At 66.6% G+C, this 12,366-nt stretch carries 10 protein-coding genes; 1 reads left to right on the forward strand and 9 read right to left on the reverse strand.

From position 1 onward, the window contains the following. Positions 1-116: 116 nt before the first annotated feature. From rpoB to OF380_RS26830, 5 genes are all read right to left on the reverse strand, one after another. Positions 117-4,241: a DNA-directed RNA polymerase subunit beta gene (gene rpoB, locus OF380_RS26810; protein WP_264048657.1), complete on the reverse strand. Its 4,125-nt coding sequence runs from the start codon at positions 4,239-4,241 to the stop codon at positions 117-119. A gap of 249 nt (positions 4,242-4,490) precedes the next feature. Next, the gene (gene rplL, locus OF380_RS26815) at positions 4,491-4,865 is read right to left on the reverse strand and encodes a 50S ribosomal protein L7/L12 (RefSeq protein ID WP_056183502.1); all 375 of its coding nucleotides are present in this window, start codon (positions 4,863-4,865) and stop codon (positions 4,491-4,493) included. Positions 4,866-4,922: 57 nt separating this feature from the next. Next, the gene (gene rplJ, locus OF380_RS26820) at positions 4,923-5,453 is read right to left on the reverse strand and encodes a 50S ribosomal protein L10 (RefSeq protein ID WP_238274988.1); all 531 of its coding nucleotides are present in this window, start codon (positions 5,451-5,453) and stop codon (positions 4,923-4,925) included. 620 nt (positions 5,454-6,073) lie between these two features. After that, the gene (locus OF380_RS26825; RefSeq protein ID WP_264048658.1) at positions 6,074-7,699 is read right to left on the reverse strand and encodes a B12-binding domain-containing radical SAM protein; all 1,626 of its coding nucleotides are present in this window, start codon (positions 7,697-7,699) and stop codon (positions 6,074-6,076) included. A 177-nt stretch (positions 7,700-7,876) separates the two neighbouring features. Next, positions 7,877-9,202, reverse strand: a complete 1,326-nt coding sequence (locus OF380_RS26830) for an aminotransferase-like domain-containing protein (protein ID WP_264048659.1) — start codon at positions 9,200-9,202, stop codon at positions 7,877-7,879. A 497-nt stretch (positions 9,203-9,699) separates the two neighbouring features. Here OF380_RS26830 and OF380_RS26835 point away from each other — a divergent pair, with 497 nt between their 5' ends. Beyond that, entirely contained in the window at positions 9,700-10,062 is a 363-nt protein-coding gene (locus OF380_RS26835; protein ID WP_264051504.1) for a YeeE/YedE family protein, read from the forward strand. Here the strand turns inward: OF380_RS26835 and rplA are convergent. From rplA to secE, 4 genes are all read right to left on the reverse strand, one after another. Next, positions 9,959-10,657, reverse strand: coding sequence for a 50S ribosomal protein L1 (gene rplA, locus OF380_RS26840; protein ID WP_264048660.1), 699 nt, complete (start codon positions 10,655-10,657; stop codon positions 9,959-9,961). The genes OF380_RS26835 and rplA overlap by 104 nt on opposite strands. 12 nt (positions 10,658-10,669) lie before the next feature. After that, positions 10,670-11,119, reverse strand: a complete 450-nt coding sequence (gene rplK / locus OF380_RS26845) for a 50S ribosomal protein L11 (protein ID WP_018044245.1) — start codon at positions 11,117-11,119, stop codon at positions 10,670-10,672. Positions 11,120-11,333: 214 nt separating this feature from the next. Continuing rightward, positions 11,334-11,867: a transcription termination/antitermination protein NusG gene (gene nusG / locus OF380_RS26850; protein ID WP_056218143.1), complete on the reverse strand. Its 534-nt coding sequence runs from the start codon at positions 11,865-11,867 to the stop codon at positions 11,334-11,336. Positions 11,868-11,932: 65 nt separating this feature from the next. After that, positions 11,933-12,235, reverse strand: a complete 303-nt coding sequence (secE, locus tag OF380_RS26855; protein ID WP_264048661.1) for a preprotein translocase subunit SecE — start codon at positions 12,233-12,235, stop codon at positions 11,933-11,935. Positions 12,236-12,366: the final 131 nt, after the last annotated feature.

Here is a 12,366-nt window from a genome sequence, read left to right on the forward strand (position 1 = left end):
AAACGGATGCGGTGCAACGACCGGCCGGATCGTCGCTCACCGTAGTCTGGGAGGCGCTGCCCCTCCCCGCTCCGACCGCGCCGGGGGTGAACCCGGCGCGGGAGCGTGCGCGGTGGTTATTCGGCCGCCTCGGCGGGCGGCTCGATCTGGTCGTTTGCGTTCTTCTTCGAGGAGGTGAGCTCGACGTTGAGACCGAGCGAGCGCATTTCCTTGACGAGCACGTTGAACGACTCGGGGATGCCGGCTTCGAAGGTGTCGTCGCCGCGCACGATGGCCTCGTAGACCTTGGTGCGGCCGGCGACGTCGTCCGACTTGACCGTGAGCATCTCCTGCAGCGTGTACGCGGCGCCGTAGGCTTCGAGCGCCCAGACCTCCATCTCGCCGAAGCGCTGACCGCCGAACTGCGCCTTTCCACCCAGCGGCTGCTGGGTGACCAGGGAGTACGGGCCGATCGACCGGGCGTGGATCTTGTCGTCCACGAGGTGGTGCAGCTTCAGCATGTAGATGTAGCCCATCGTCACCTTGCGATCGAAGGGCTCGCCCGTGCGGCCGTCATAGAGCGTCGACTGGGCTGACCGGTCGAGACCGGCCATCTCCAGCATCTGCTCGATGTCGGCTTCCTTGGCGCCGTTGAACACCGGGGTCGCCATCGGTACGCCGCGGCGCACGTTGTTGGCGGCCTCGGCCAGCTCGTCGTCGGACAGGCCTTCGAGCTCGGACGGCGAGTAGATCGCCTTCATCTCGTCCCGGAGGGGCTCGATATCCTGGTTGCGCAGGTAAGCATCCACCGCCTGGCCGACCTTGCGGCCGAGCCCGGCCGCGGCCCAGCCGAGGTGCGTCTCGAGGATCTGGCCGACGTTCATGCGCGAGGGCACGCCGAGCGGGTTGAGCACGATGTCGGCATGCGTCCCGTCCTCCAGGAACGGCATGTCCTCGATCGGCACGATCCGCGAGACGACACCCTTGTTGCCGTGACGGCCGGCCATCTTGTCGCCGGGCTGGATCTTGCGCTTCACCGCCACGAAGACCTTGACCATCTTCATGACGCCGGGCGGCAGCTCGTCGCCGCGCTGCAGCTTCTCGACCTTGTCGAGGAAGCGCTGCTCGAGGCGCTTCTTCGACTCGTCGTACTGCTTCTGCATCGCTTCCATCTCGGTCATGAGACGGTCGTCGATGACGGCGAACTGCCACCACTGCGAACGCGGGTACTCGCTGAGGAGCTCACGGTTGAGCGTGGTCTCCTTCTTGAAGCCCTTCGGCCCGGCGATGGGAGCCTGGCCGATCAGGACGGTGGCCAGACGCGCGTAGGTGTTGCGATCCAGGATCGCCTGCTCGTCGTCGCGATCCTTGGCGAGGCGCTCGATCTCCTCGCGCTCGATGGCCTGGGCGCGCTCGTCCTTGTCGACGCCGTGGCGGTTGAACACCCGGACTTCGACGATGGTGCCCGTCACGCCCGGGGGAACCCGGAGCGAGGTGTCGCGCACGTCGGACGCCTTCTCACCGAAGATGGCGCGCAGGAGCTTCTCCTCCGGCGTCATCGGGCTCTCGCCCTTCGGCGTGATCTTGCCGCACAGGATGTCGCCCGCGTGAACCTCGGCGCCGATATAGACGATACCGGCTTCGTCGAGGTTCTTGAGCGCCTCTTCCGAGACGTTCGGGATGTCGCGGGTGATTTCTTCCGGACCGAGCTTGGTGTCTCGGGCCATCACCTCGAACTCCTCGATGTGGATCGAGGTGAACACGTCATCCTTCACGATCCGCTCGGAGAGCAGGATCGAGTCCTCGAAGTTGTAGCCGTTCCACGGCATGAACGCGACGAGCACGTTCCGGCCCAGCGCCAGCTCACCGAACTCCGTCGAGGGACCGTCGGCGATGATCTCGCCCTTCTTCACGGCCTCGCCGACGCGCACCAGCGGCTTCTGCGTGATGCAGGTCGACTGGTTGGAGCGCTGGAACTTCTGCAGGCGGTAGATGTCGACGCCGGGCTTGTTGGCATCGGCCTCTTCCGTGGCGCGGATGACGATACGGGTGGCGTCCACCTGATCGACGATGCCGGTGCGGCGAGCCGCGATGGCCGCGCCGGAGTCTCGAGCCACCACCGCTTCCATGCCGGTGCCGACGAAGGGCGCGTCGGCGCGAACGAGCGGCACCGCCTGGCGCTGCATGTTCGAGCCCATCAGCGCGCGGTTCGCGTCGTCGTTCTCGAGGAACGGGATGAGCGCGGCCGCGACCGAGACGAGCTGCTTCGGCGACACGTCCATGAGGTCGACGCGATCCGGCGGCACGACGATGACGTCGCCGGCGCGGCGGCAGACCACGAGATCCTCGATGAGCTTGAAGTTCTCATCCATCTGCGCGTTGGCCTGCGCGACGTAGTACTTCGCCTCTTCCATGGCGGACAGGTAGGCGACGTCGGTGGTGACGACGCCGTCCTTCACCCGCCGGAACGGGGTCTCGATGAAGCCGTACTTGTTCACGCGGGCGAAGGTCGCCAGAGAGTTGATCAGGCCGATGTTCGGGCCTTCCGGCGTCTCAATCGGGCAGATACGGCCGTAGTGCGTCGGGTGCACGTCGCGCACCTCGAAGCCGGCGCGCTCGCGGGTCAGACCGCCCGGGCCAAGCGCCGAGAGGCGACGCTTGTGCGTCACTTCCGAGAGCGGATTGGTCTGGTCCATGAACTGCGAGAGCTGCGACGAACCGAAGAACTCGCGCACGGCCGCCGCGGCGGGCTTCGCGTTGATGAGGTCCTGCGGCATCACGGTGTCGATGTCGACGGAGGACATCCGCTCCTTGATGGCACGCTCCATGCGGAGCAGACCGAGGCGGTACTGGTTCTCCATCAGCTCGCCCACCGAGCGCACCCGGCGGTTGCCGAGGTGATCGATGTCGTCGATCTCGCCCTTGCCGTCGCGCAGGTCCACGAGCGCCTTGACGACCGCGAGCATATCCTCGCGACGCAGGGTCCGCACCGTGTCGGCGGCGTCGAGGTCCAGGCGCATGTTCATCTTCACGCGGCCGACCGCCGAGAGGTCGTAGCGCTCGGCATCGAAGAACAGCGAGTGGAACATCGCCTCGGCGGTATCGAGCGTCGGCGGCTCGCCGGGACGCATGACCCGGTAGATGTCGAACAGCGCGCCTTCGCGGGCGGAGTTCTTATCGACCGCCAGCGTGTTACGGATGTAGGGGCCGACATTGATGTGATCGATGTCGAGGACCGGGATCTCCGAGACGCCGACATCCTCCAGGCTCTTGAGAAGCTTGTCGGAGATCTCATCGCCGGCTTCCGCCCAGATCTCGCCGGTCTTCGGATTGACGAGGTCCTCGGCGATGTACTGGCCGATCAGATCCTCGTCGGTGGCCTTGAGGAAGTTGACGCCGCGCTCGGCGATCTGCCGGGCGTTGCGGGCGTTCAGCTTCTTGCCGGCCTCGAGCACGACCTCGCCGGACTCGGCGTCGATCAGGTCGACGGACGCCTTGAAGCCCTTCAGGCGCTCGGCATCGTAGGGCACGCGCCATTCGGCGCCGTCGCGATCGTAGATCACGCGGTTGTAGAAGGTCGACAGGATCTCTTCGCCGTCGAGGCCGAGTGCGAACAGCAGCGACGTCACGGGCAGCTTGCGCTTCCGGTCGATGCGGACGTGCACGATGTCCTTGGCGTCGAACTCGACGTCGAGCCAGGAGCCGCGATACGGGATGATGCGGGCAGCGAACAGGAGCTTGCCCGAGGAGTGGGTCTTGCCCTTGTCGTGGTCGAAGAACACACCCGGCGAGCGGTGCATCTGGGAGACGATGACGCGCTCGGTGCCGTTGACGATGAAGGTGCCGTTCTCCGTCATCAGGGGCATGTCGCCCATGTAGACGTCCTGCTCCTTGATGTCCTTGACGGACTTGGCGCCGGTATCCGGATCGACATCGAACACGATGAGACGCAGCGTGACCTTCAGCGGAGCCGCGAAGGTGATGCCGCGCTGGCGGCACTCGTCGACGTCGTATTTCGGCTGCTCGAACGTGTACTTCACGAACTCGAGGAGTGCCGTGGAGGAGAAGTCCGAGATCGGGAAGACCGACTTGAACACGGTCTGCAGGCCTTCGTCGCCCCGTCCGCCTTCCGGCTCGTCCATCATCAGGAACTGGTCGTACGACGCCTTCTGAACCTCGATGAGGTTCGGCATCTCGGCGACTTCCTTGATCTTACCGAAGAACTTGCGAATCCGCTTGCGACCGACCAGCGTGTTGGCCATGGGTGACCTCGCTCCTACGTCCCGCGTACCGGGCGCCCGGGGAAGGCGTCTGCCTCCCGCGACCAGGCAAAGGGCCCGTCCCGCCGGACGACGCCCACCCGAACTGAAAATTCCGTGGTCCTTGCGCGGACCGGTCGGGCCGCCTGAAGCGACCGTGGCCCACGGGCGTGAACCCGCGGGCCTTCGGTGCCGTCAGGCCCTGTTGGACCTGACGGAAAGTGATGGACCGGTGCGGCCCACCGAAGAGTCTTACTTGAGCTCGACCTTGGCGCCAGCCTTCTCGAGCTGGGCCTTGAGCTTCTCGGCCTCTTCCTTGTTGACAGACTCCTTGACGGCCTTCGGGGCGCCCTCAACGAGGTCCTTGGCTTCCTTGAGGCCGAGGCCGGTGATCGCGCGGACCTCCTTGATGACCTCGATCTTCTTGTCGCCGGCAGCGGTGAGCATGACCGTGAACTCGGTCTGCTCCTCAGCAGCGGCGGCCGGGCCAGCAGCCGGGCCAGCGGCGACGGCGACGGCAGCGGCGGCCGAGACGCCCCACTTCTCTTCGAGCATCTTGGCGAGGTCGGCGGCCTCGAGAACGGTCAGCGAGGACAGGTCGTCGACGAGCTTGGCGAGATCAGCCATGGTTGTATTCCTTCAGATATCGGTTTGAACGGATGGGTTGAGAAGGGCGATGCGGCCTCAGGCCGCTTCGCTCTGAGCCTCGTCCTTGGTGGCATAGGCCCCGAACACGCGGGCGAGCTTGGCCGCCGGTGCGTTGACGACCTGGGCGATCTTGGTCGCGGGAGCCTGGACAAGGCCCACGATCTTGGCGCGCAGTTCGTCGAGGGACGGGAGCGAGGCGAGGGCCTTCACACCGTCCGGGTTCAGGGCAGTCGTGCCCATGGCGCCGCCGAGGATCACGAGCTTGTCGTTGGCCTTGGCGAAGTCCACCGCAACCTTGGCGGCCGCGACCGGATCGCTCGAATAAGCGAGCAGGGTCGGACCCTTCAGGAGGGGCTTGATGGAGGCGACGTCCGTGCCATCGAGAGCGATGTTGGCGAGGCGGTTCTTGGTGACCTTCACGGTGGCACCGGCCTGCTTCATCTGCGAGCGCAGCTTCTGCATGTCGGCGACCGTGAGGCCCTTGTAGTGGGCCACGACGACCACGGACGTGTTCGCGAACACGCCGTTGAGCGTCGAGACGAGATCAGCTTTGGCTGTCCTGTCCACTGGGGCTCTCTCCGGTTGGCGGAACCCGAGAATGGGTCCGCCGGTTGCACATGCCGCCCGGGACGGAACTCGGCTCGATGAAAGCCGGAACGTCCTTGGCGACGCTTCACGGCCCTGTCCCCTATCGGCCCCCGGAACGGGTGGACGACACGGGTGAGATGGTTCAAACCGATGCCTCGGCCTGTTCGCGGAATGCGAACCGGCGAGGGGTGTAGAAATTCGGTTTATCCCAGTCTGTGCAGGCTTGGGGATTAAGCCGGTGACCCGGCGCCTGCAGTCTCGGACAGGACATGGCCGGACGAAGCCCCGAAGGGCTTTTCGCCCCTCAAAGCCTTCCGGCCATCACCGCCTGGTTGCCCAGGCGATCTCTCGTTTGGAATACGACCGATCGGTCGATTCCTTTCGTATGTCTGAAAACGTTGAAGGGGTCTATAGAGCCTTGCAAGCAGCCTGCCAAGGGCTTGCGTGCGATTATTCCGCCCCGGCTGTCGATTTCGCTTGACGCGGTTCGAGGGTGAGCGGGCGGCTCGTTCGTCGGCCCCGTGCGGGAGATGATGTCGCGCGCAAGGGGCGATGAGGGGGCGCTATCGGTCGACCGCACCCCCTCTCCCGGTTGGGTTCTAGGTGGGCAGGAACCGGCGTGCCGCGCGCCACCAGGGCTCGCGGGCCTCGTGCTTCTGCTCCGCCTTGGCCGCGTAGAACGACGCATTATGCTCACCGCGCAGGGCCTCGCGGGTGAAGCGGATGAGGTGGTGGGCGACGAAGCCCATGTTGAACACCGCTTCGATCTGCCCGCGCCGCAGCGCATGGCCCGCGGCCTTCCAGAACACACCCCGGTAATCCGAGAGCAGGCCAACACGCACCGCGATGTTGAAGCCGAGCACGAGGCCGCGCCGCAGGTTGGTGCGGGTGAGCTTGCCCTTCACCGGCGTCTTGATCCGGTTCGGGTAGGTCACCTCTACCTGGTGCCGGAAGCGCTCGAAGATCTGCGCCGGCTCATAGGCGTGGGCGATGGCCCGACGCCAACTCGCCACCACATCGTCGTGCGGCCGCTTGAACAGTACGTTGGATTCCAGCGCCGCGTCGTGGACGAGGCGGTTCTCACGGGTGAGGCGGTCCCAGAGCGGGGTCTTGGGCAGGGCCTGGAGCAGGTTCATCGTCAGCACCGGCACCGCCGACTTGTCGATGAAGTCGATCAGCTTCTGCTCGGACTGGTCGGTGTCGGTGTCGAGGCCGAGGATGATGCCGGAGGTCACCTCCAGGCCGAAGCGGTTGAGGGTCTCGATCGCCTCGTACATCGGCACGGCGGCGTTGTGCTTCTTGTCGATCCCCGCGAGCGCATCCTCCTCCGGCGTCTCGATGCCGACGAAGACGGTCATGAAGTTGGCCTGGCGCATCAGTTCCAGGATGTCGGGCTGCTTGGCCATGTTCAGCGTCGCCTCGCAGGCGAACTGAAGCGGATAGCTGTGCTTGCGCTGCCATTCCACCAAGTGGGGCAGCATGTCCTTCGTGGCCTTGCGGTTGCCGATGAAGTTGTCGTCGACGAAGTACACCACCGCCGGGTGGCCCGGCTGGGCGATGATCGCGTCGAGCTCGCCGAGCATCTGCTCGGGGCTCTTCAGGCGGGGCTGGCGCCCGTAGAGCTGCGGGATGTCGCAGAACTCGCAGCGGTAAGGACAGCCCGAGGAGAATTGCAGCGATCCGATGAGGTAGCGCTTCAGGGGCGCCGCCTCGTAGGCCGGGGCCGGGAAGTCCGAGAGCGGCAGGCGCTCCTTGGTCTCCAGGCGGACCTGCGCGGCCGGGAGCGAGACGTCGCGGTCGAGCATCGCGACCAGTTCGTCGGTGGCGTCACCGATTTCGCCGAGATGCAGGTAGTCGAATTCTGGGTACTGCTCGGGGGAGCCGGACACCGAGGGGCCGCCCAGCACCGTCACCTTACCGGCGGCGTGCGCCCGGGCGTAGATGTCCCGGATCTGCGGGGCCTGGATGTGCATGCCGGATACGAACACCGCGTCGGCCCAGGCGAAATCCGCTGGCCCGGCCCGGACGATGTTCTCGTCGATGAACCGGTATTCCCATGCTTCCGGCATATAAGCCGCGATCAGCAGGAGGCCTTGCGGGGGCATGAAGGCCTTCACGCCCCCCATCAGGGGGTAGGCGTGAGAGAAGGTCCCGAAGGACGGCGTGTAGGCGGGAAAGACGCACAGGATGCGTCGCTTCGAGGTGACGGAGAGGGTGCATCGCATGGAAGCCTACCTAGCACAGCCATCCGCCATGGCGTCCCCCTCGCATGTTGATTTCTCGCGTCACCGGTCGATTCCACTGGGCTTTTCCGGCCCCTTGGAGCTGGCCCTCACGCGCCTTTGAACGACGGGCGCGACCGGATGCCGGCTCAAGACCTACGTCCGGGGTCCAGGGCCCAGCTATTCGACCTGGGAATCCTCTCCATCGGCGGCCAGGCGGCGCAGGATCTGCAGCGCGAGGGTGAGTCTGGCCATCGTGGGTGAGGCAAGGGCGAGCCGAACCCCGTTCGGCGCGGCCGCCTCGTCGATCGCGAAGGCGCTGGCCGGCGAGACCGCCACGCCGTTGCGTGCTGCCGCCGCCGCGAAACGCTCGGCATTCCAGGCTGCCGGAAGGCCGAGCCAGAGGTGATAGGCCCTCGGGTCCCCCTGGATGTCGAGGCCGCTGAGCACCTCCCGGGCCAAGTCCTGACGCGCCACCGCATCCGCACGCTTCGCCTTGCCGATTCGGCCGGCCAGGCCGTCGTCGATCACCCGAAGGGCGATCGCCAGGGGCAGTCCGCCGACGGTCCAGGCTCCGTTGCGGATGGTGCGCACCAACCCCTCCACGAGGGCGGGCGGTGCGGCCACGAAGCCGAGGCTCAGTCCGGGGGCCAACCGCTTCGAGAGGCTGTCCACGAGGATCACGCGGTCCGGCGCGAGGGCGGCCAGGGGTTCCTCGTCGCAGAGGAAGCCGTAGACCGCATCCTCGATGCAGACGAGGTCGTGCTGGACGAGGAGATCCGCCACCGCCCGCCGACGCCGGGGGCTCATGGTGTACCCGAGCGGGCTCTGTAGGACCGTCTGCAGGTAGAGGCCCCGGAGCGGCGCCGCGGCCAGCGCCCGCGCGATGGCATCCGGCCTGACGCCCTCCGCATCCACCGCGAGCGGAACCAGCTCCAGACCGAGGCGTCCCGCCATGCCCTTGATCACCGGGTAGGTCAGGGCTTCGACGCCGATCCGCTCGCCAGGGCGCGCGAGAGCCGACAGCGCAGCCGCGATCCCCTGTCGTCCCGCCCCGGTGAACAGCACCGAATCCGGGTCGGCGGACCAGCCGCCCCGTCCGAAGAAGGCCGCCGCCGACGCACGGGCTCGCCGGGTCGCGGTCGCCCGCAGGGGTGGAAAGGCGGCCTGCAGCGCGTTCGGGTCCAGGACGGCGCTGAGGCTCGCTGCGAGGTCGGCGGCCTGATGGGGCAGGATCGAGAAGACGTGCTCGAGATTGATCAGCCCCTCCTCGGACCCGGTCGGGTCCGGTGCGGCCGCCGCATCGCGGATGAAGGTGCCCCGGCCGACCTCGCCGGTTACGAGCCCCCGCCGGGTCAGATCGGCATAGACCCGGCTCGCGGTCGAGACGGCGATCCCGCGCTCATGGGCAAACTGCCGTTGCGGCGGCAATCGGGTGCCGGGGGCGAGGCGTCCGGCCGCGATGTCCGCAGCGACCCCATCGGAAATGCTTCGGTAGTCGGTCACACCAAAATTGCTCCGAGTGCAATAAATCCATTGAACCGAGTCATTATTGATCCGATGAGGTCGATTGTACCGATAGGAGTTCCCCGATGACGACGCTCGACCGCCTGCCGACGAGCTGTACCCTATGCCTTCCCGGTTTCGAAATCCGGATCACCCGGAGTTCCATGACGAGGGTCGGACGGTGCATCGCGGTCTTGGCCCTTTGGCACCGGCGACTAGAGGGGCGCCGGTCCATCCGGGCGATGACATCGGAGCAAATCAGAGATCTCGACCTCGATTGTATCGCATTGCGCCGAGAGGCCGAGAAGCCATTCTGGCGTGCTTAGGCACAGCGAATCGTTCGGGGGTCCATCCGAGAGATCGCTTCGGAACCCGGAGCGTCTCGATCGTCATCCGGGCGAAGGAATGCGCCGTCACGTGCTTCGTCGCTGCTGCCTTCGCAGCCGCTCTCGCGGCGGGCGCGTTCCGCCCGGCCAGTCCGGAGCCGCGCGCAGGCCCTGTGCAGCCTCCTCGGCGGCCTCCACCGCGGATGGGGGGCGACGAGCGGGCTCGGCTGCAGCTTCGGCACGCTGCTCTCCGGCATCATGGGCGGCGCGGTCTCGGGATGGGTCTTCGAGGCGGCGATGTTCGCCGGCCTCACGGCAACCCTGCTCACCGGCCGGCGGCTGGTGCTCCTGCCAAAGAGCCCGACACACGAAAACGCCCGGCCGCGAGGCCGGGCGTTTCCTTTAGGTCGCGATCACGCCGAGGCGTGGATCAGGCGGTCAGCACCGTCGAGGGCTCGACGCGCACGCCCGGACCCATGGAGGAGGTCACGGCGACGCGCTGGACGTACTGGCCCTTGGCGCCGGCGGGCTTAGCCTTGGAGACCGCGTCGGCGAACGCCTTGATGTTCTCGACGAGCTTGTCGGCATCGAACGAGACCTTGCCGATACCGGCGTGGATGATGCCGGCCTTCTCGACGCGGAACTCGACGGAGCCGCCCTTGGCGCCGGCGACGGCACCCTTCACGTCCATGGTCACGGTTCCGACCTTCGGGTTCGGCATCAGGCCGCGCGGGCCGAGCACCTTGCCGAGACGGCCGACGAGCGGCATCAGGTCGGGGGTCGCGATGCAGCGATCGAACTCGATCTTGCCGCTCTGAACGATCTCGAGGAGGTCCTCGGCACCGACGATGTCGGCACCGGCGGCCTTGGCCTCGTCGGCCTTTGCGCCGCGGGCGAACACCGCCACCCGTACCGTACGGCCGGAGCCGTTGGGCAGGTTGCAGACGCCGCGGACCATCTGGTCGGCGTGACGCGGGTCGACGCCGAGGTTCATCGAGATCTCGACGGTCTCGTCGAACTTGGCGCTGGCCTTCTCCTTCACGAGCTTGATCGCTTCGTCGATGGAGTAGAGCTTGAGCGCGTCGATGCCCTCGCGGGCGGCGCGGATGCGCTTGCCTTCGTGTGCCATTGTGCCCTCCCCTTAAGCGACGACGTCGAGGCCCATGGCCCGCGCGGAGCCACGGATCATGGCGACGGCGGCGTCAACCGAGTCGCAGTTCAGGTCGGGCATCTTCTTCTCGGCGATCTCGCGCAGCTGCGCTTCGGTCACCTTGCCGACCGTCGGGCCCTTGCCCGGGGTCTTCGAGCCGGAAGCCGGCTTCTTGCCGATCTTCAGGCCAGCGGCCTTCTTGAGGAAGAAGGTGACCGGCGGCTGCTTCATCTCGAAGGTGAAGGAGCGGTCCTGATACGCCGTGATGACGACCGGGATCGGGGTGCCCTTCTCGATCTGAGAGGTCTTCGCGTTGAAGGCCTTGCAGAATTCCATGATGTTCAGGCCGCGCTGACCGAGCGCGGGGCCGATGGGCGGCGACGGGTTCGCGGCGCCGGCCGGAACCTGAAGCTTCACGTAGCCCGTGATCTTCTTTGCCATAGGGACTGCTCCCAAAGAATGCCCGATACCCGGCTGGCCTCAGCGCGGATGGAGCGGGCGGTTGCAGGTCGCGGTGCGGCCCGTGGACCCCGGCGGCGAACCGGGCAGGCCTCCCGCGCGTGACGCCGTTCCGGAGAACGACGGTTTCGCACCCGGCTACGCGCCGGGCGGAACGCTTGGATCAGTCACCGGTGACCGATCGAAAACGATGACATCAGACCTTCTCGACCTGGCCGTATTCCAGCTCGACCGGCGTGGCGCGGCCGAAGATCGAGACGGCGACCTTGAGACGCGAGCGGCTCTCGTCGATCTCCTCGACGGTACCGTTGAACGACGCGAAGGGGCCGTCGGAGACGCGCACCGTCTCGCCGATCTCGAAGGAGACGGACGGCTTCGGACGATCGACGCCCTCGGCGACCTGGCCCTTGATGCGCTCGGCCTCGGCATCGGGGATCGGAACCGGCTTCGACTTGTCGGCGCCGAGGAAGCCCGTCACCTTCGGGGTGTTCTTGATCAGGTGGTAGACCTCGTCGGTCAGGTCGCACTTCACCAGCACGTAGCCGGGGAAGAACTTGCGCTCGGCATCAACCTTGCGGCCGCGACGGACCTCCACGACCTTCTCGGTCGGGACCATGACCTCGTCGAACAGCTCCATCAGGCCACGCTGGGCGGCCTGATCCTTGATGGACTGCGCGACCTTGTTCTCGAAATTCGAGTAGGCGTGGACGATGTACCAGCGCTTCGACACGGTTCTCACCAAATCCTTGAGTCGTCGGCCCGTCGCGCGTCAGGCGCGCCTGGGCCGAGAAGTTGTTAGGCGCCGACCCCGAGGATCAGGGTCACGAGATAGCGCAGCGCCTGGTCCACCACCGTGAAGAAGATGCTCGCCACCACTACCATGATGAACACCATCACGGTGGTCACCACGGTCTCCTTGCGGGTCGGCCACGTGACCTTGCGGCCCTCGTCACGAACCTGAGCCAGGAACTCCGCCGGTCCGACACGCTTGGGCGCGGGACGCGCGGGCGGGGTCGCCCGGGGGGGCGTCGGCGTGGCGGAGCCGCGCGGCGGGGTGCGCGCGAGGTCCACTTTCTTCGATGCTTCGTTCGATGCCATGGCGCCAACAACAGGGAGATCGGCCCGAGCTTCGGGAAAGCGCGACCCGACGGCTCCCGGGGGAACCTGCATCGACGGCCTTCATCGATCTCGGAAGGCGACCGCTCTAACGCAAGTCACCGGGCTTGTCG

Source organism: Methylobacterium sp. FF17 (assembly GCF_025813715.1).
GTDB classification, from domain to species: Bacteria; Pseudomonadota; Alphaproteobacteria; order Rhizobiales; family Beijerinckiaceae; genus Methylobacterium; species Methylobacterium flocculans.

Coding starts and splice junctions, on each gene's coding strand:
- rpoB (WP_264048657.1), bottom strand. CDS start 4,241: ATGGCCAACACGCTGGTCGGTCGCAAGCGGATTCGCAAGTTCTTCGGT.
- rplL (WP_056183502.1), bottom strand. CDS start 4,865: ATGGCTGATCTCGCCAAGCTCGTCGACGACCTGTCCTCGCTGACCGTT.
- OF380_RS26825 (WP_264048658.1), bottom strand. CDS start 7,699: ATGCGATGCACCCTCTCCGTCACCTCGAAGCGACGCATCCTGTGCGTC.
- rplA (WP_264048660.1), bottom strand. CDS start 10,657: ATGGCACACGAAGGCAAGCGCATCCGCGCCGCCCGCGAGGGCATCGAC.
- rplK (WP_018044245.1), bottom strand. CDS start 11,119: ATGGCAAAGAAGATCACGGGCTACGTGAAGCTTCAGGTTCCGGCCGGC.
- secE (WP_264048661.1), bottom strand. CDS start 12,235: ATGGCATCGAACGAAGCATCGAAGAAAGTGGACCTCGCGCGCACCCCG.